The 17,749-nt window shown below is 64.4% G+C and carries 14 protein-coding genes and 1 pseudogene; 7 read left to right on the top strand and 8 right to left on the bottom strand.

The window, feature by feature from the left end; all coding sequences use genetic code 11:
- The first annotated feature begins 48 nt into the window (after positions 1 to 48).
- The 4 genes from EN861_RS03435 to EN861_RS03420 all read left to right on the top strand — a co-directional run bounded on the left by EN861_RS03435 (position 49) and on the right by EN861_RS03420 (position 4,177).
- Positions 49 to 1,386, top strand: coding sequence for an ABC transporter substrate-binding protein (locus EN861_RS03435; protein WP_135862359.1), 1,338 nt, complete (start codon positions 49 to 51; stop codon positions 1,384 to 1,386).
- 74 nt (positions 1,387 to 1,460) lie between these two features.
- Positions 1,461 to 2,252 (top strand): ABC transporter ATP-binding protein, encoded by a 792-nt coding sequence (locus EN861_RS03430; protein WP_135862357.1) that lies wholly within the window; start codon positions 1,461 to 1,463, stop codon positions 2,250 to 2,252.
- A gap of 24 nt (positions 2,253 to 2,276) precedes the next feature.
- Positions 2,277 to 3,524: an SfnB family sulfur acquisition oxidoreductase gene (locus EN861_RS03425; protein ID WP_135862355.1), complete on the top strand. Its 1,248-nt coding sequence runs from the start codon at positions 2,277 to 2,279 to the stop codon at positions 3,522 to 3,524.
- A 167-nt stretch (positions 3,525 to 3,691) separates the two neighbouring features.
- Positions 3,692 to 4,177 carry a hypothetical protein gene (locus EN861_RS03420; RefSeq protein ID WP_135862352.1) on the top strand — a complete coding sequence of 162 codons (486 nt, stop codon included), beginning with the start codon at positions 3,692 to 3,694 and terminating at the stop codon, positions 4,175 to 4,177.
- Positions 4,178 to 4,197: 20 nt separating this feature from the next.
- On the opposite strand, the gene EN861_RS03415 is transcribed toward EN861_RS03420, so the two are convergent.
- From EN861_RS03415 to EN861_RS03395, 5 genes and pseudogenes are all read right to left on the bottom strand, one after another.
- Positions 4,198 to 4,737 (bottom strand): hypothetical protein, encoded by a 540-nt coding sequence (locus EN861_RS03415; protein WP_135862350.1) that lies wholly within the window; start codon positions 4,735 to 4,737, stop codon positions 4,198 to 4,200.
- Entirely contained in the window at positions 4,730 to 7,615 is a 2,886-nt protein-coding gene (locus EN861_RS03410) for a sarcosine oxidase subunit alpha family protein (RefSeq protein ID WP_135862348.1), read from the bottom strand. The genes EN861_RS03415 and EN861_RS03410 overlap by 8 nt, the downstream gene beginning before the upstream one ends.
- Positions 7,612 to 7,878 (bottom strand): sarcosine oxidase subunit delta, encoded by a 267-nt coding sequence (locus EN861_RS03405; protein WP_135862346.1) that lies wholly within the window; start codon positions 7,876 to 7,878, stop codon positions 7,612 to 7,614. Before EN861_RS03405 ends, EN861_RS03410 begins: the two co-directional genes overlap by 4 nt.
- 27 nt (positions 7,879 to 7,905) lie before the next feature.
- Positions 7,906 to 9,158 (bottom strand): annotated as a pseudogene (locus EN861_RS03400) (sarcosine oxidase subunit beta family protein).
- Between the two features lie 94 nt (positions 9,159 to 9,252).
- Positions 9,253 to 9,912, bottom strand: coding sequence for a TetR/AcrR family transcriptional regulator (locus tag EN861_RS03395; protein WP_189343543.1), 660 nt, complete (start codon positions 9,910 to 9,912; stop codon positions 9,253 to 9,255).
- A gap of 261 nt (positions 9,913 to 10,173) precedes the next feature.
- Here EN861_RS03395 and EN861_RS03390 point away from each other — a divergent pair, with 261 nt between their 5' ends.
- From EN861_RS03390 to EN861_RS03380, 3 genes are all read left to right on the top strand, one after another.
- Positions 10,174 to 11,613 (top strand): aldehyde dehydrogenase family protein, encoded by a 1,440-nt coding sequence (locus EN861_RS03390; protein ID WP_127276000.1) that lies wholly within the window; start codon positions 10,174 to 10,176, stop codon positions 11,611 to 11,613.
- Positions 11,614 to 11,671: 58 nt separating this feature from the next.
- Positions 11,672 to 12,247, top strand: coding sequence for a DUF1349 domain-containing protein (locus EN861_RS03385; RefSeq protein ID WP_135862342.1), 576 nt, complete (start codon positions 11,672 to 11,674; stop codon positions 12,245 to 12,247).
- 80 nt (positions 12,248 to 12,327) lie between these two features.
- The gene (locus tag EN861_RS03380) at positions 12,328 to 13,323 is read left to right on the top strand and encodes a hypothetical protein (RefSeq protein ID WP_189343542.1); all 996 of its coding nucleotides are present in this window, start codon (positions 12,328 to 12,330) and stop codon (positions 13,321 to 13,323) included.
- Here the strand turns inward: EN861_RS03380 and EN861_RS03375 are convergent.
- Genes EN861_RS03375 through EN861_RS03365 form a run of 3 tightly spaced genes read right to left on the bottom strand, consistent with a single transcriptional unit; the run spans position 13,306 to position 17,696 of the window.
- Positions 13,306 to 14,880 carry a glycosyltransferase gene (locus EN861_RS03375; protein WP_135862340.1) on the bottom strand — a complete coding sequence of 525 codons (1,575 nt, stop codon included), beginning with the start codon at positions 14,878 to 14,880 and terminating at the stop codon, positions 13,306 to 13,308. The genes EN861_RS03380 and EN861_RS03375 overlap by 18 nt on opposite strands.
- A 33-nt stretch (positions 14,881 to 14,913) precedes the next feature.
- A complete protein-coding gene (locus tag EN861_RS03370; RefSeq protein ID WP_135862338.1) occupies positions 14,914 to 17,049 on the bottom strand; it encodes a glycosyltransferase in 2,136 nt (711 codons plus the stop codon).
- Positions 17,046 to 17,696, bottom strand: coding sequence for a bifunctional DNA primase/polymerase (locus EN861_RS03365; protein ID WP_245511984.1), 651 nt, complete (start codon positions 17,694 to 17,696; stop codon positions 17,046 to 17,048). Before EN861_RS03365 ends, EN861_RS03370 begins: the two co-directional genes overlap by 4 nt.
- Positions 17,697 to 17,749 lie beyond the last annotated feature (53 nt).

The raw sequence follows: 17,749 nt of genomic DNA, 5'->3' as shown, positions 1-17,749 counted from the left end.
GAACCAGAGGCCGAACCCAAGACGGCCCATACCGGGAGTACCCCAACCATGACCTTCCTCAGCACACTCAAGGCGGCGGCTTTGTCCGCGGCGATGATCGTGTCGGTGGCCTTGCCATCAGCCCATGCCGACGAACAATATTTCCCGCTGCAGAGCTACCGCGTCGGGCCTTATGCGGCCGGCGGCACCGGCTTCTTCGGCGGCTTCATCGACTATCTCAACCTCATCAACATCCGCGACGGCGGCGTCAACGGCGTCAAGCTGACCTGGGACGAATGCGAGACCCAGTATGAGGTCGAGCGCGGCGTCGAATGCTATGAGCGCCAGAAGAGCCATGCCGGCGCGGCCGCCTGGAACCCGCTCTCGGTCGGCATCGCCTACGCCATGATCGACCGCATCGCCGCCGACAAGGTGCCGCTGATAACGGTCAACCACGGCCGCACCGATTCCACCGATGGGCGTGTTTTCCCCTACGTCTTCCCGCTGCTGCTCAACCCCTACAGCGAGACGTCGGGCATCGTGAACTACATCGCCTCGAAGGAGGGCGGCATCGACAAGCTCAAGGGCAAGAAGATCGTCGTGCTCTATCACGGCTCGCCCTATGGCAAGGAGACCATACCGATCTACGAACTGCTGGCGCAGAAATACGGCTTCGCCGTGCAGCAGATCGAAGTGCCGCATCCCGGCAACGAGCAGCAGTCGCAGTGGCTGACCATCCGCCGCGCCAAGCCTGATTTCGTCGTCCTGCGCGGCTGGGGCGTCATGAACCCGGTGGCGCTGAAGACCGCCGTTAAGGTCGGCTACCCCGTCGATCACATCGTCGGCAATGTCTGGTCGAACTCGGAAGAGGACGTCATTCCCGCCGGCGACGCCGCCAAGGGCTACACCGCCATCACCACCCAGGCTTCGGGCAATTCCTATCCCGTGGTGAAGGAAATCGTGAAGACCGTCTACGGCGCAGGCAAGGGCAACCTCGAGGACAAGTCCCGTATCGGCTCGGTCTACCACAATCTCGGCATCGTCAACGGCATTCTCAACGTCGAGGCGATCCGCGTCGCCCAGGAGAAGTTCGGCCACCGCACGCTGACCGGCGACGAGGTCCGCTGGGGTTTCGAGCATCTCAAGCTCGATCCGGCCAAGGTCGAGGCGCTCGGCGCCAAGGACCTGTTCCACTCGATCAATGTCAGCTGGGACAACCATGAGGGCGAGGGCTACGTCACCTTCCAGCAGTGGGACGGCAAGAAGTGGAACGTCGTCTCCGACTGGATCGCCCCGGACTGGGCGCTGCTGCGGCCGATTATCGAAAAGTCCGCCGAAGCCTATGCCGCCGAGAAGGGCATCAAGCTACGCACCGCCGACGATGCCAACGCAGTGACCACCAACTGATCAACAGGCCGGGTGCCGCGGATGCCTTCCGCGGCGCCGGGCCGGTTCGGTTCCGACAAGTACGGAAGACAGTCATGCCCGACACCGAAATCATCCTTGCTGTCGACGCGGTCCACGCCACCTACAACCACGCCATCACGGCGCTGCACGGCGTCAGCTTCGAGATCAGGCGCGGTGAGATCCTGGCGCTGCTCGGCGCCAATGGCGCGGGCAAGACCACCACGCTGAAGGCCGTCTCCAACCTGCTGCCGGCCGAACGGGGCCAGGTCAACGCCGGCACCATCCGCTATGAGGGCTCGGATGTCGCGCGCCGCAAGCCCGGCGATCTGGTGCGTGCCGGCCTGGTGCCGGTACTGGAAGGCCGCCACTGCTTCAAGAGCCTCACCGTCGAGGACAATCTGGTCGCCGGCGGCATCGGCCGCAGCGGCCGCCGCGCCGAGATCAGCGCCGACCTCGAACGGATCTATGCCTTTTTCCCACGTCTGAAGGAAAAGCGCCGGACTTTGTCGGGCCTGACCTCTGGCGGCGAACAGCAGATGACGGCAATAGGCCGGGCGCTGATGTCGCGGCCGCGCCTGCTCGTGCTGGACGAACCGTCGATGGGGCTCGCCCCGCTCATCGTGCAGGATATTTTCCAGACGTTGAGGAAACTCAACAGCGAGACCGGCCTGTCGATCCTGGTCGCCGAGCAGAACTCGGCGGTAGCACTTCGCTATGCCGACCACGCCACCGTGCTCGAAAACGGCGTCTCCGTGCTCTCCGGCACAGCCGCCGATCTCCGCCAGCGCGAGGATATCAGGGCGCTCTATCTCGGCCAGCAGCCGACGCCCGCCGCCAAGTCCTCCCATCTCCATGCCGTTGCCTGAACCGAAATTCGAAGGAGCAATGAAATGACCGTCTCGACCGTCAAGACCGACCAGGCTTCCGCCGCCGTCCTGCCTGTCGCAAGGCCCTCGGCGCCGGCACACATCATCAGGGATGATGCCGAGGCGATCGGCGTCGCCCACGCGCTGGCCGCCGAATTCGTCAAGGATTCGTCGAAGCGCGACCGCGAGCGGATTTGGCCGGTCGCCGAACTCGATGCCTTTTCGCAAAGCGGCCTCTGGTCGATCAACGTGCCCAGGGCGTTCGGCGGCCCCGAAGTCTCCTATGCAACGCTGGCCAAGGTGATCGAGATCATCTCGGCGGCCGATTCTTCGATCGGCCAGGTCGCGCAGAACCATCTCGGCGTCGTCGCCGCCATCCGCACCGTCTCAGATATCGAGCAGCAGAAGCTGCTGTTCGCCGAGGCGCTGAAGGGCACGCGGTTCGGGAACGCCTTTTCCGAGTTCGGCTCCAAACGCGCCGCCGACTTCGAGACCCGCTTCACCGATGCCGGCGACCATGTCGTCGTCAATGGCCGCAAATTCTATTCCTCAGGCGCGCTGCTTGCCCATCTGGTGCCGATCGTGGCGCTCGATGACGAGGGCCGCGCCTGGTATGCTATCGCCGATCGCGGCGCGCCGGGCCTGACGGTCATCGACGACTGGTCGAGCTTCGGCCAGCGCACGACGCTGTCGGGCACCGTCATCATCGACAATGTCAAGGTGCCGAAGACGCATCTGGTGCCCGGCTACAAGGGCTACGACAAGCCGACCGCCGACGGCGCCATCTTCCAAATCATCCAGGTGGCGGTGGATACCGGTATCGCCCAGGCGGCGATCGACGAGACGGTCCACTTCGTCAGGACCAGGAGCCGCGCCTGGATCGACAGCGGTGTCGACAATGCCTGGGACGATCCCTACACGATCCAGGCGATCGGCGACCTGACGCTGCGCCTGCACGCGGCGCAGGCGCTGCTCGAAAAGGCTGGCCACGCGATCGACAAGGCGGTGGCCGAGCCGACCGCCGAGACGGTGGCGCACGCCCAGATCGTCACCGCGGAAGCAAAAATCCTGTCGACCGAGATCGCCATTGCGGCGACGAACAAGCTGTTCGAACTGGCCGGCACGCGCTCGACATTGGCCGAGCACAATCTCGACCGCCATTGGCGCAACGCCCGGACGCACACGCTGCACGATCCGGTGCGCTGGAAATATTCGATCCTCGGCAAATATTTCCTCAATGGCGAGAATCCGCCGCTGCACGCCTGGAGCTGATTTCCCACCGGCGGCCGGACGCGCGCCATCGTCGAGACGGTCATCGCCAAGTGATTTCGCCCTGCCGGTTACCCCCTTCGGGGTGCCGGTGGCGGGGAAAGCTTACGCGCAATTTACGACCATCGGCTACACCGGTTCCTGTCTGATTCGCCCGGGACAGGAACATCATGAGCAAAGCCTTCACATCCTTCGCACTGGTCGCGGTGCTGACCGCCTTGCTCATGGCGCTGAGCCTGGCGGTGGCAAGGCACGGCTATCCCTATGGCGCCATCGGTGTGAGACGGCTTGACGGCATCGCCGATGCCGGCACGTTCATTCCACTTGCCGCGGTCTATTTCTTCAGCGCCCTGCTGATGATGCTCCTGCCGATCAGGGCAGCCAGCATTGTGCTGACCAACGCCGCGGACGCGATCTTCTGGACCGTCATCGTGCTGTTCGCGGCTATCCTTGGCTGCCTCGTCGCCAGATGGGCTTTCGGTCAGCGGGATGTCTTGTGGGCGGTGCTGAACTGGCGTTTCCTGTTTGCGGCCGCGATCATCGGCTGCCACTTCGTCATGAACGAGCTGCGTCGCAATGTGCTGCTGCGCAGCCTGTTCTTCGTGATCTTTGCCGCCGCGACGCTGGCCTGCCTGTTCTGGTCTTTCACGCTCTGAGCGTGAACGTCGCCGCCTAACTAACTCGGGGATTCGGCGGCGATGTTGGCGGCAGCCGTCTCCATCCACGTCCAGAGATAGGCGGCGAGACCGCGATCGACATGGATGCGCAGCTTGCTGTCATGGCGATAGACGATGGCGCCGATGCCGGCGAAGGAAAGCGCCGCGCTGGCACTTGGCTGCGCGGGATCGAGCGTCGCTCCACGCGCGATGAAGGCATCGAGTGCCGGGCCGTCGGCCTCGAACACCTGCAGCCCGGCGTCGATCGCCGTCACCGCGAAGCCCTCCGCGTGCCAACCGGCGTCGGTGGCAAGCGGTGTGTCCGATACGACGAGCAGCCGGTCGCGTGCCAGCCGCGCGGCATAGCGGGCTCCCTGAGCCGTGCCGAGGGCGCCCACGCCATCCGCCTGCAAGCCGGATACACGCGCCCAGGCGCCGAGGTCGCCGCTGACCAGAAGTTGGCTAAGGCCAGGCACAGCGCGCACCGCCAGGCCGGGGGCACTGATGGCCGCCGCCGGCCAGTCCGGCGTTACGGACCATTTTTCCGCGAGATCACGCATTGAGCCGGTCTCCCGACGGGTCGTAGGCGCAAGGGGCGGCGATCGTCGCCGTCCTGAGCTTGCCGAGATGTTGGATTTCGATCGTTTCGCCGTGCCGCGCCGCACCCCGTTCGATCAGGCCAAGCGCAATCGGCTGGCCGAGGGTGGGGCTCTGATAACTGGAGGTGACAAAACCGATGCTGCGCGGCTTGCTGCCGCGCCGCTCGATACCGTGCCCGCCGGTGGCAAGTGCTGGTTCGTCCCGCGGCACCGTCAGCCCGACCAATTGCATGCGGTCGGGCCGAGAAGCCTCCTCGGTGAACAGCGAGCGGCGGCCGACGAACTCGTTCTGGCGCTTCGCCCGCGGACCCGCCACACCAAGATCGTGCGGCAGCGTGGTGCCGTCAGTGTCCTTGCCGATGACGATGAAGCCCTTCTCGGCACGCAGGATCATCAGTGCTTCGAGCCCGATGAGAACAGCATCGAACGCCTGGCCGGCCTGGCGCAGATGCGCCCACAAAGGTTCGGCGCGGTCGGCGCGGATAGAGACTTCATAGCTCCTGTCGCCGGTGAAACTGACGCGGGCAATCCGAACCGCGTCTTCGGCATAGCTGCCATGGCCGATCGCCATGTGCGGGAGGTCGGCGTCGGCGAGTGAAAGGCCGAGCCCCACCGTTTCGAGCAGCTTGCGGGCGTTCGGCCCGGAGACGGTCAGCGTCGCCATCTCCGAAGTCGCGTTGTGGATGTAGACGGCGCCGCGCCCGAACCGGTCCTGGCGCCATTCCTCCAGCCTGGCATGCACGGCGGCGACATGCGAGGACGAGCACGACACGACGAAACGGTGCTCGTCCAGCCGCACCAGCACGCCGTCATCGAAGACCACCCCGTTCTCCGACAGCATGAAGCCGTAGCGGCAACGGCCCGGCTTCAGCGTCGACATGGTGTTGTAGTAGAGGAAATCGACGAATTCGGCCGCCCGGGGTCCGATCACCTCGATCTTGCCGAGCGTCGAACCGTCGAACAGCGCGACCGACTGGCGCGCGCGAAACGCCTCGTCCTGGATGGCGCGTTCCGCGTCCGCATTGCGACCGCCATAGTGCGCCGGGCGCAGCCAGCCGCCATATTCCTGGAAGACGGCGCCGCTGGCGCGGTGGACGTTTTCCAGCGGCAGCCGGCGCACCGGCGCCATCAACTCGCCAGCGCGGGCGCCGGCGAAGCTCGCCAACGGCACCGGCGTGAAGGGTGGGCGATAGGTGGTGGTGCCGACTTCCGGCACCGTTCGGCCGGTGATCCCGGCCATCAGCGCCAGTCCGGGCAGGTTGGAGGTCTTGCCCTGATCGGTCGCCATGCCGAGCGTGGTGTAGCGCTTCAGATGTTCGACCGAGACGAAGTTTTCGCGGGCCGCCAGTTCCACGTCCTTCACCGTGACGTCGTTCTGGTAGTCGATCCAGATTCGTCCTTTCGAGCCGGGCACCGGCCAGGCGGCTACAATCCCGGCTGTCGCTTCCGGACCGGTGCTGCGCGGGGTTACCGCCTTCGTCTGGCCGAGCGATGCGACGGCTTTCTCCGCGCCGGCGAACACGTCCGACAAGGAAACCGCGCCGGCGGCGGCGCCAGCCACGGAAATGCCGTCGACCGAATTGCCAGGCAGGAAGGCGGCGCGGGCCTCGCTCCAGGCGAGCTTGCCCCTGGCCTGGCCGAAGAGATGAATGGTCGGCGTCCAGCCGCCCGAGACCAGCACGCAATCGGCGTCGAGCCTGGTGCCGTCGTCCAGCGTGACGCCTTCAACACGCAGCCTGCCCGCCGCGGAGGCAAGCGTCCGCCCCTTGAACAGCCGTATCCTGGCCGGCGCGGCGGGCATCCCGTCACGCCTGATGTCGACAAGCGTCACTTCGGCGCCGGCCTCGGCGATCGCCTCCGCGACCTCATAGGCGCTGTCATTGTTGGTGGCGACCACGACGCGCCTGCCAACCAGCACCGCGTGGCGTCTGAGATAGGCGAGCGCGGCATCGGCCGACAGGATTCCCGGCAGATCATTGTTGGCGAAAGGCAGCGGCCGCTCGATGGCGCCGGTAGCCAGCACGATCCGGCGCGGCCGGACCCGCCATAGCGTGTCGGGTCGGCCATCGAAATGGCGCTGGTTCAGGCCGACCAGATTGTGGTCGTAGATGCCGAAGGCCGTGGTCGAAGGCAGGATCAGATGTCCCCCGCCGGCAAGCGACGCCAGCGTCTCCTCGAGCCACCCGGCAGCCGGCCTACCGTCGATCTCGCTGGCGCGGTGGCCGAGCGACCCGCCCGGCTTCTGCTGGTCGTCGACCAGCGTCACGGAGAGGCCCATGCCGGCCGCGAGCTTGGCCGCCGCCAGTCCGGCCGGCCCAGCGCCCACCACCAGCACGTCGCAATGATGATTGATCTGGTCGGCCGGGCCTGATGAGATCCAGTCCGTGTCGACCTTGCCCAGTCCGGCCATGGCGCGGATGCGTGGCTCGAACATGTGCCAGTCCGGCCACATGAAGGTCTTGTAGTAGAACGCCGCCGGAATGAAGCGCGAGAAGCGGTCGAGGAAGGCGTTGCGGTCGCTCAATGCATTGGGCGTCGCATTGACGCTTTTGGCCCCCAGCCCATCGTGTGCCGGCTCGGTCGTGGCACGTGTGTTCGGCCTCGCGTGTGGGCCACCAATATCGACCAGCGCGTTGGGTTCCTCGACGCCGGCACCCCAGATGCCGCGCGGCCGGTGGTATTTGAAGCTGCGGCCGACGACCGCGACGTCGTTGGCGAGCAACGCGGAGGCAATGGTGTCGCCGGCAAAGCCGTCCACGCTTGTGCCGTCGAAGCTGAAGCGGAGCGGGCGCGAGCGGTCGATGGCGCTGCCGCCGGTGGCAAGACGCGAGGCGGTCATGCCGCGTGCTCCTTGCCCAGCGCGGACGAGGACAGCACCTCGTGCGTGAGCGTGTCGCGCACCATGACGAAGAACTCGCCGCAGTTCATATGCACCCAGATTTCGCGCGCCGCGCCTTTCGGATTGGAGCGCAGGTAGAGATAGTTGGCCCAGCGATCGATCGGCACATCGCCGCCATCCGGCCTGGTATTGCCGGCATCGCCGCCATAGTGGAATTCGGTTTCGTCGCGCGGGCCGCAGAACGGGCAAGGAAAGAGCTGCATGACGCCTAGTCCTGGTCTTTGTGCATGTCAGTGCGCGATGCCGGAGCCGGCCGCTTCGTCGATCAGCCGCCCGCTGGCGAAGCGGTCGAGATCGAAGGGCCGGCTGATGTCGTTGTGCTTGCCGCTCGCCAGCAGGTTCGCCAGCAACGTGCCTCCGGCGGGGATCGCCTTGAAACCGCCGGTGCCCCAGCCGCAATTGAGGAACAGGTTGGGCAGCGGCGATTCCCCGATGATCGGCGAGGAATCCGGCACGACGTCGACAATGCCCGCCCATTGCCGCATCAGCTTCAGCTGGCCGAAGATCGGGAACATCTCCAGCACCCCCGCGATCACCGTCTCCAGCGTCGGCAAATTGCCGCGCTGTGCATAGGAAGGGATGCGGTCGAGCCCCCCGCCAATGACGATCTCGCCCTTGTCCGACTGGCTGACGTAGACGCCGGTGCCGGGCGATAGGACCACCGTGTCGAGGATCGGCTTGACCGGTTCGGAAACGCAGGCTTGCAGCGCGTAGGAGTTGATCGGCAGCCGGAAGCCGGCTTTTTCAGCCAGGACCGAGGAGTGCCCGGCCACCGCCATGCCGATGCGCTCGGCACGGATCGTGCCGCGCGTCGTCTGGACGCCGCGGCAGCGGCCGCCCTCGATGATGAAATCGGTGATCTCGCAATTCTGGATGATGTCGACGCCGAGCCGGTTCGCCGCGCGTGCATAACCCCAGGCGACCGCGTCATGGCGCGCCGTGCCGGCCCTGCCTTGCCAGATGCCGCCGAACACCGGAAACCGCGCACCGGCTGAGAAATTATAGATCGGCGCGACGCGCCGGACATCCTCGGGCGAAAACAGCTCCGCATCGATACCGCTGATCTGCATGGCGTTGACGGTGCGCGCGCCGACTTCCATTTCGGCGGTCGAGTGGCACAGATTGACCATGCCGCGCTGCGACAGCATGACGTTGTAGTTCAGGTCCTTGGACAGGCCCTCATAGAGCCGGTGCGCCAGCCCGTAGAGCTCGACGCTCTGGGGATAATAATAGTTTGAGCGCACCACGGTGGTGTTGCGGCCTGTATTGCCGCCGCCGATCAGCCTTTTTCCAGCACGGCCACTCGGGTGATGCCGTGATTCTTGGCCAGGTAATAGGCCGTCGCCAGCCCATGGCCGCCGCCGCCGATGACGATCGCGTCGTAGGACGGCTTCGGCTCGGGCGAGCGCCAGGCCTGTTTCCAGCCGGTCTGGCCGGCCAGGCCTTCCTTGAACAGCGAGAGAGCGGAATAGATGCGGGTCATTGTGTGGGCGACAAGCCTGGTTGATCAGGGCAAACCTAGGGGTAATGGACACGTATGTCTAGTTGCCGGTCATCCCGGCTTGCGTCAGCCAACGCTAGCGGTTCCGCGAGATGGTCTCCTCCACGTAACGTGAAAAATCCTCGACATCGCCCGCCGAAGGCTCCTGTCCGGTGAAGCTGCGCAGATACGCGGCAACATGCGGCAGGCGGCTGCTCATCGGCTCGTCGAGTTCGAGCGAATAGTAGCCGATCTGCATGAAATAGAGCACGCGGGCCCGCACGAACGCGTCTTCCTCCTCGTAGCCATGACGCATGAACATGCCGCGGATGGCATTGACCCGTTCTTCGTCGGCCTCGTCCAGCGCGCGCCTTGTCGCGGGGGAGCGGCGAGCCCATGCCCGGATCGCGAAATCCAGCCGGGGGTCGAACAGCTTTTCGTCGACCCAGCATTCGAAAATGCTCATCACCCCGCGAATGACAGTCGCGGAAGGGCGTTCGGCGCGCTCGACGATGAATCGCGTATTGGTCTGCCGCCAGTGGTCCAGTAACTGGTCGAGCAGATCCTGGCGGCTCTTGAAATACCAGTAGAAGCTCGAGCGCGAGACGTCGAGCTGTTGGCCAAGCGTCAGCACGCGGACGCGTTCGACGCCGTCCGAGATCAGGGTTTCAAGCGCGAGCTTCAGCCAGTCTTCGCGAGTGGCCTTGATGTTGCCGGTGGCGCCGGCACGTTGGATCGTCGTCTCGAGTGCTGCCATCGCCACGACGCATGACACGCTGGATCAGCCAAATCAAGGTCGTGGACATATGTGTACAGGGCAATTCGACCTTGACCCGGAGAGCTATTCACCGTTGTCGAGGCGGCACGGCCGCCGCTGCACCGAAGGCATGAGCGCGGGCCCGGGGACTTTTGTCGCGGCCTTCGAGCCCAGTGCGTGCTTTCCCGCAAGGCAATTGTCTGGCAAATACCACTTCAGACAGATGCCGCCGCGCGGCCAACAGCCAGGGAAGGCAAGGACATGACAGCGTTTCGAAAGAACCTCATCGATGGCGAATGGGTCGGCGATGCCGGATCCCGTAACATCAACCCCTCGGATACCGGCGACGTCGTCGGCGAATATGCCTCTGCGGGGGTCGAGCAGGCGGGCCAGGCGATCGCGGCGGCCAAGGCGGCGTTTCCGGCATGGTCCCGCTCCGGCCCGCTGGCGCGCCATGCGGTCCTGAAGAAGGCGGCCGACGAGATCATGGCGCGCAAGGACGAACTTGGCCGCAACCTGGCGCGCGAGGAAGGCAAGACGCTGGCCGAGGGCATTGGCGAGACCATCCGCGCCGCCCAGATATTCGACTTCTTTGCCGGCGAAACATTGCGCCTGTCGGGAGAGGTGGTGCCAAGCGTGCGGCCGGGCGTCGGCGTCGAGATCACGCGCGAAGCGGTTGGCGTTGTCGGCATCATCACGCCATGGAATTTCCCCATCGCCATCCCCGCCTGGAAGATCGCTCCCGCGCTGGCTCACGGCAACACCGTCGTCTTCAAGCCGGCCGAACTCGTTCCCGAAAGCGCCTGGTCCATCGTCGACATCCTGCACCGCGCCGGCCTGCCCAAGGGCGTGCTGAACCTCGTCATGGGCAAGGGCTCGGTGGTCGGCCAAGCAATGCTCGACAGCCCCGACGTCAACGCCATCTCCTTCACCGGCTCGGTGGGAACCGGCAAACGCGTCGCCGCGGCAAGTGTCGAGCACATGCGCAAGTTCCAGCTCGAAATGGGCGGCAAGAACCCGCTGGTCGTGCTTGACGACGCCGATCTCGCGGTCGCTGTCGATTGCGCGCTGAACGGCGCCTTCTTCTCGACCGGCCAGCGCTGCACGGCCTCGTCGCGTTTGATCGTCACCAACGGCATCCACGACCGTTTCGTCGACGCGCTCAAGGAGCGCATGGAAAAGCTGGTGATCGGCGACGCGCTCGACGCGCAAACGCAGATCGGCCCGGTGGTCGACGCGACCCAGCTCAAGCAGGACGAGGACTATATCGCCATCGGTGTCCGGGAAGGCGCCACGCTCGCCTTCGGCGGTGAACGGCTCGACCGCAAGACGCCGGGTTTCTATCTCAAGCCGGCGCTGCTCACCGAGGCCACCAACGCCATGCGCAGTTCACGCGAGGAGATTTTCGGCCCCGTCGCCAGTGTCATCCGCGTCCAGGACTATGACGAAGCGCTTGCCGTCGCCAATGACACGCCGTTCGGCCTGACCTCGGGCATCTGCACCACGAGCCTCAAGCACGCCACGCATTTCAAGCGCAACTCCGAAGCCGGCATGGTCATGGTCAACCTGCCGACGGCGGGCGTCGACTTCCACGTCCCCTTTGGCGGGCGCAAGGGTTCGAGCTTCGGCCCGCGCGAACAGGGCCGCTATGCCATGGAATTCTACACCACGGTAAAGACCGCTTATACGTTCGCGGGATGATCCGGCGCCGGCTTGCCGGTCGGCGTGCCGCCACTTCCTCGAGAAACGGACCGGCGCGATGACACTGCAGGACCTGACCTGGCTCAACCCGCCGCCGCACCATGCCGTCGACGGTGATGCCGTGCGCGTGCGCACCGGCAAGGAGACCGATTTCTGGCGCGAGACCTTCTATGGTTTCTGGCGCGACAACGGCCACTTCCTCTACCGGCAGGTCGAGGGCGACTTCACCGCCGAGGTCACCGTCAAGGGCGACTACAAGGTGCTTTACGACCAGGCCGGGCTGATGGTCCGGCTGAGCGAAACGCACTGGATCAAGGCCGGCATCGAATACACCGACGGCCTCGCCTATTTATCCGTCGTCGTCACCAACGACATGTCGGACTGGTCGCTGGTGGCCATTGCCGCCGGCCCGGACGGCGTCAGGATCCGCCTGACCCGTCATGGCGAGGCGATCCGCGTCCAGTATCTCGACGCTTCCGACGGTCATTGGAAGCCGGTGCGGCTCGCCTATTTCCCGATCTCGAAGCTGGTCGATGTCGGTATGATGTGCTGTTCGCCGCAGCGTGAGGGTTTCGAGGTCACGTTCTCCGGATTTTCGGTCGGCCCGCCGATTGCGCGGGACCTGCACGACTGACGCCACGAGCCCGCCTTGGCCTGTGTGAGCAAGCAGGCCGGACGTTGCGGCCATAACGGCGTCTGGGCTAAGGGTTGCCCATGGGCATGTCGCGTTGGCGGGCAAAACTCAAGAAACCCGTTCGTTCCGGGGCGCTGAGGTTTTTCAGCGTTCCTTCCGTGCTTTGGTCGCAAGGGATCGGGCGTTTCTGCGACTTCGCCGGACCCGATTGGTATCGCTGGGCGCCGACCGAATCGACGCAAAGCGAGGCTTTTTTCCGCGACCATTATAGCGGCGCGCATGGCATCGTCTGGGTGCGGCTGAGCACCCTGGCCAGGCTTGCGCGAAATTGTGATCTCGACACTTTCGCCAGGATAGCCCTGCCCACCATCAAGGCTCCCTTCATCCTGCTGACGACCGACGGTGATTCCTCGGTGCCTTCGGATCTGGCCAAGGACACTGTCGAGCGGCTTCTCGCCAACCCCTATCTGGTTTCCTGGTACAGCCAGAACTGCGATGGCGGTCATCTCAGGATCAAGCCGTTTCCGATCGGGCTGGATCTCCACACCCCACGTTCCCTGGCGACCCCTGGCGGACTGGTGAGGCAACTGAAAACCCTGCGCGGGCAGGGGAGCGCGGATCGTCGTCCGGCCAGGATATTCTGCGATTTCAGCGTCAGCAGAGAGTCCGGCGAGCGTCGGGAATTGCTTGATGCTCTGGACGGATGCCCGCATGTCGATTTTCTAGGGCAACGCGTATCGCAGCGCTCGATATGGCAGCTCTATTCGCAATATCCGCTCGTGCTGTCGACCGCCGGAAACGGCCTGGACTGTCACCGGACATGGGAACTGCTTTATCTCGGCTGCATCGTGGTGACCAAGACTTCACCGCTCGATCCGCTTTACGAAGGCCTGCCCGTCATCACCGTCGACAATTGGCGCGAGGTGCGGGACCCCGATGCCCCGGGGCGCTGGATCAGGCAGGCCGCGCATTTGACGGACCGGGACTATGTGTGGGGGCGTCTGCGCCCGCAAGCCTATCTGCAGCCTCTGCGCGAAGAGCTTCGGCGGGCCGTCGTCTCACCACGGGACGTGTAGGATTTCCAGCTTGGGCAGGCCGACCGGCCGGATGCCGAGGTCGTTGGCAAGGAGGCCAAAAGCTTCGGTTTCGATCAGATCGCGGTATGGAATTTCGGGAAAGCGAAGGCCACCGCGATGCAGGGCGGCATCGACCAGGAGCATGGTTCCGCCGACCGCATCGAGGCCGATGATGTCGAGATGCCTGACATCGCTGAGATGATACCGGCTTGGCGTTTGCACGGGAGGCTGATGAAGGCCGCCGCGTATCTCGCGGTAATAGCGATAGTCCTTGGTCTGCCGTCTGATGACAAAGCTGTTGAGGTCGAAACTGGCGCCACCGGCGATTTTCACGCAGTTGGGCACCGCGATGCGATGTCCCGTGGCGATCAGGCGGTTCAGCACATCGCCGGGAAAGCGCCAGACGTCGATGTCGATCCACAGCGCCCAGTCATCGTCCTCGCTGAGCCCGTGATCGATCAGATAATTTCGCACCTTGGCGATCGCGCCGCGCCTGATGCGTTGCATCCTGGGCTTCGCCCGTTTTGCCCTGTCGAGGCGGGTGCCGACCTGTCTTTGCAACAGGACGATGTCACGATATTTGCCGGCCAATCCAGCGGTTGCGGCCTGTAGTCGCTCCCAGCTTCCGTCCTGGCTGTCGCCTTCGCAGAAGACCAGCTTGATCCGGTCCTTGGGATAGTCGAGCCCATCCAGCGCATCGAGAAAGGGCTGGATAAGGTCGGCGGAGTCGCGAAGCGGCACCAGGACAGCGATGTTTCGGCCCGATGGCGGCGGCGCCGACAGGACCGCTCTGTCGACGCCTGCTTTCGCCTGCGCCTCATCCAGATACGCGCCGCGCGTCAGGTGATACCGGAGCCCATAGGCCCGATTGCGAAACTTGGTCCACCAGTTCGGCGGCGGTTCCGGGGTCCACCATGTGCCGGCCCAGTGATGGATCGAGAGCGACGCCGTGCCGTCGCCAGCGTCGCGCTCCGTACTCCCGGCCGACGTCACCGGCACGAACAGGCCGGAAGGATGAATGGCGAAGGCCGTCTGATCGCCATAACAGCGTTGCGCCGAGGTGAGCAGGCAAGGGCCGGTCGCGTCGAGCACGTCCTTGGCGCCGGCGAGCCCGGGCATCATCGACAGGAGATGCACCCAGAATGGATGACCGGGCGGGCTCGCTATCGTCCCGTTGAACAGAAGGTAGGGCAGGCCCCGGAAATCCGCCTGGACGGCCGCATGCGAAGCCGGCTCCTTGCACAGCACGACCCGTGTCTCGTTCATGATCGCATCGAAGGGCGCGACGCATTCGCAGTCGATGTCGGCATAGACCCCACCGAAGTGATGCAGAAGCATGTAGCGGGCCGCGTCCGACCGCTGAACGCCGTTGGTGTAGCCACAGAATATCGGCAGATAATCCGGGTAGTGCTCGGCCACGAATTCGAGCAGCATCCGGTCGCTCCAGAGCATGACCGTCCAGTCTGGATTGTGCCGCTTCCAGCTGTCGGCATAGGCCTGGAAGCGGGCGGGAACGCTGTCGGTCTTCCAGGTCTGGTGCAGGATCGGCGGAATCATCGACGGCTCATGGGGTGATGGGGTGGCCTGGTGTCACTTGCCGTCATTGTCCAGTGCAAGCCCGGCGCGGACGGCATCGCGGATCGCTTGCGGGCCAAACCTTGCCCATACGGCCTGATGCGCGCGCTTGCGCTGCCGCGCCCGGCGTTCGGCGTCGAGAGAGAGTTCGATGGCCATGTCGGCCAGTCCTTCGTCGCTGGTCGACAGCATCACCTGGTCATTCTCGACCATGTCCAGCCCCTCGGCAGCGAGCGGTGTCGCGATCACCGGCACCCCCCAAGTCATCGCCTCCAGGATCTTGATGCGCGTGCCCCCGCCGGCCCTGAGCGGGATGATGCTGAGATGCGCGCCGGACAGGAGTGGCGCCACGCTTTCGGGGTCTTCGACAAGCTCCACACCAGGCAATCTGGTCAGCGCCCGTACGGCCGCCTTTGGGCTTCGTCCGGCAAGAGTAAGTCTTGCACCCGGCAAGACCTGCCGAATGCGGGGCAATATGGTGCCCGCCAGGCGCTCGGCCGCATCGACGTTCGGCGGATAGCCGAGATGCCCGATAAACACGATCGTCGGATAACCGCTGTCGGTCGCGGCTTCGGCGGGCAGCACCTGTGGAATGTCCTCGACGTTGGGGATTCCATTGGGAACGACATCGATCGGCACCTTGTGCCGGGATGCGGCCATCAACCTTTCGCGATCCTGGTTCGAGCAGACCCACACCCTGTCGACGAGGGATTGCGCTTTTCTCTCCAGCCGCCGGATGCCAAGCACCGCCGGGGATCGCGCTGGACTGATACGCCGCAGCTGTGCCGCCAGGTCGGATTCGACATTGTGCATGTCGAGGATGAGCTGCCTGGTCAGCGGCCGCAAAGGTCGCAGCAGCTTGAACAGGCCGGTCCCCTCGACGATCACCGTATCGGGTTTGAAGGTTTGCACCAGTTTCCGCAGCCGCACCAGTGCCGTGCGCGGGATACGGTTCTCCCCCGCGATCCTCCACCAACCGAGAGAGGCCGAACGCGGTGCTCCATCGATCACCAGGCCAACCGCGTCGATGCGCGCGTCGGACGGTTGTCGCGGGTCGCCCAGCGGTCTGATCGAGGCAAGCCGGACCGGGCCGAACTCGGCCGCAAGGCTGGCATTGTTGAAATTTCTCAGGTCCGCACCGGAAACCGGCGGAAATGCCGGGTCGAAGGACACGATCAGCGTACGTCTTTCCGTGACCGCGCCAGCGCTGGACGAGTGGTCAGGCCGTTCCATCATGGCTCCGATGCGAATTCGTATGCGATATTGCGACGCCTTCCAGCTCGGCCCCAGGCTTTTGTGGGCGCGAACGGCACGCATCATGCTCATCGCATAGCTGTATCGGTTGTGTTTGATAAGCTGCCTTGAGATCCGCAAGGCTATCCAGGCCTTCCTCCACTGCAGAACGTCCCTGGCGATCGCCGAACCGGCAAGCTTGTCCAGCTCCAGTGCTATCGCGAGAAACGTGGCCCGCGGGGTTTCGACAAATCGCCGCGCCATTCTCTCTTCGTCATGGTGGTAGAGAAGCACCGGAGAAGAGATCGTTGTCACGTCGGCTTGGGCGAGCACGGCCGCCCAATAGCACGTGTCCTCATCCAGGCTGGTAGTTTCCGGAAAGCGGACGGTGGCCGTTGCCGAGGCTGCGACCAACGCGCTGCCCATGGCGATCGGCCATGTCTCGTTAAGAAGGTAGCGGCGGGCGTTCAATGCCCGGTCGCTCGTGTACCCATGCGGAACCTTGAGCTTGTCCGGCCTCCCCCTGGTGCGGCGAATGCTGGCTCCTATCGACAGGCCGGCCTCGGGATTGCGCAGGAGCGCGTCATGCAGCAGTCCCAACCCTCCCGCCATCACCTCATCGTCGGCATCGAGGAAAAGTATGAACTTGCCTTTGGCTCGCGCAATTCCGGCGTTGCGGGCAGCGCCCGCGCTGCCCAGCCGCACGGCGAGGATCTCCAGCGGCAATCCGTACTTGCGGGCGCTTTGCATCGATATCGCCGTGGTCTGGTCGATGGAGCCATCGTCGACGAGAAGAATCTCGCTGATCAGGCCCCTCTGCGGCAGAAGGCTTCGCAGCGTGGCGTCGATCGTCGCGGCGGCATTTCTTGCCGGGATGACGATGCTGATGTCGGGTTGCTCACGCCCCGAAATGCTCATTGCGGCACGAAAAAACCGCGCTTCAGAACGCGGTCATAGCAATGTTTGAACGGCGAGACCGCGCGAAGTGAAAGACTGGCCAGGCTTTCGACTGGCTGCGGCTCGACGTCGAATGGCGACTGGTCCTTCAACCAGCTGTAGCAGCAGCCATCCTTGAGTACGGAAGGACTTCCAACGACGTAACCGCCAAGCGCCTTCAGGTGGCCGATCCGCCGCATGCCAAGATACAGGCTGGATGATACCGCCGGTTCGCGCGTCCTGAGATAGATGTGGAATCCATTCGGTGATTTCGCGACCGGCGTGCAACTTGAAAGGTGCGCGTGCTTGCCAGACCAGGCGCGATAGTCTGCTGAATCGTCGAAATCCAAGATGAGAAGGTTGCCGTATCCTCCGATGATGCCGACATTTCCAGCAAAGTCCCGAAACCAGCGCCGGATTTCCTCCGGTGTTGGTGGCTTCTGCGACAACTGAAAGGCAATCGACCGGAACGCCAATTCTTTCAGATCCTTTCGACGGGCCTTCAAATGCAGCGGATGATATTCCATCGTCTCAAGATCGAGATGCTTGCCACCTTCGCGCAGAGGCACACAGATGTAACCCTTGGACAAGAGCTCGATTGCGTATTCCGTTTCGACTAAAGGCTGCATCCACGAATGTTCCGCGGCCGAAGGCGTCGTCTCGATTTCATTAGCCTCGCAGG

It is taken from the genome of Mesorhizobium sp. M8A.F.Ca.ET.218.01.1.1, from assembly GCF_004791165.1.
GTDB lineage: Bacteria > Pseudomonadota > Alphaproteobacteria > Rhizobiales > Rhizobiaceae > Mesorhizobium.
Note: the sequence above shows the minus strand (reverse complement) of the source record. Positions and strands in the feature narration are given on the sequence as shown.

Excerpts from the sequence above, each read along its gene's own strand:
- EN861_RS03415 (WP_135862350.1), bottom strand. The coding sequence starts at position 4,737 with ATGCGTGATCTCGCGGAAAAATGGTCCGTAACGCCGGACTGGCCGGCG.
- EN861_RS03370 (WP_135862338.1), bottom strand. The coding sequence starts at position 17,049 with ATGAGCATTTCGGGGCGTGAGCAACCCGACATCAGCATCGTCATCCCG.
- EN861_RS03435 (WP_135862359.1), top strand. The coding sequence starts at position 49 with ATGACCTTCCTCAGCACACTCAAGGCGGCGGCTTTGTCCGCGGCGATG.
- EN861_RS03405 (WP_135862346.1), bottom strand. The coding sequence starts at position 7,878 with ATGCAGCTCTTTCCTTGCCCGTTCTGCGGCCCGCGCGACGAAACCGAA.
- EN861_RS03430 (WP_135862357.1), top strand. The coding sequence starts at position 1,461 with ATGCCCGACACCGAAATCATCCTTGCTGTCGACGCGGTCCACGCCACC.
- EN861_RS03395 (WP_189343543.1), bottom strand. The coding sequence starts at position 9,912 with ATGGCAGCACTCGAGACGACGATCCAACGTGCCGGCGCCACCGGCAAC.
- EN861_RS03380 (WP_189343542.1), top strand. The coding sequence starts at position 12,328 with ATGGGCATGTCGCGTTGGCGGGCAAAACTCAAGAAACCCGTTCGTTCC.
- EN861_RS03410 (WP_135862348.1), bottom strand. The coding sequence starts at position 7,615 with ATGACCGCCTCGCGTCTTGCCACCGGCGGCAGCGCCATCGACCGCTCG.
- EN861_RS03375 (WP_135862340.1), bottom strand. The coding sequence starts at position 14,880 with ATGATTCCGCCGATCCTGCACCAGACCTGGAAGACCGACAGCGTTCCC.
- EN861_RS03390 (WP_127276000.1), top strand. The coding sequence starts at position 10,174 with ATGACAGCGTTTCGAAAGAACCTCATCGATGGCGAATGGGTCGGCGAT.
- EN861_RS03425 (WP_135862355.1), top strand. The coding sequence starts at position 2,277 with ATGACCGTCTCGACCGTCAAGACCGACCAGGCTTCCGCCGCCGTCCTG.
- EN861_RS03385 (WP_135862342.1), top strand. The coding sequence starts at position 11,672 with ATGACACTGCAGGACCTGACCTGGCTCAACCCGCCGCCGCACCATGCC.
- EN861_RS03365 (WP_245511984.1), bottom strand. The coding sequence starts at position 17,696 with ATGCAGCCTTTAGTCGAAACGGAATACGCAATCGAGCTCTTGTCCAAG.
- EN861_RS03420 (WP_135862352.1), top strand. The coding sequence starts at position 3,692 with ATGAGCAAAGCCTTCACATCCTTCGCACTGGTCGCGGTGCTGACCGCC.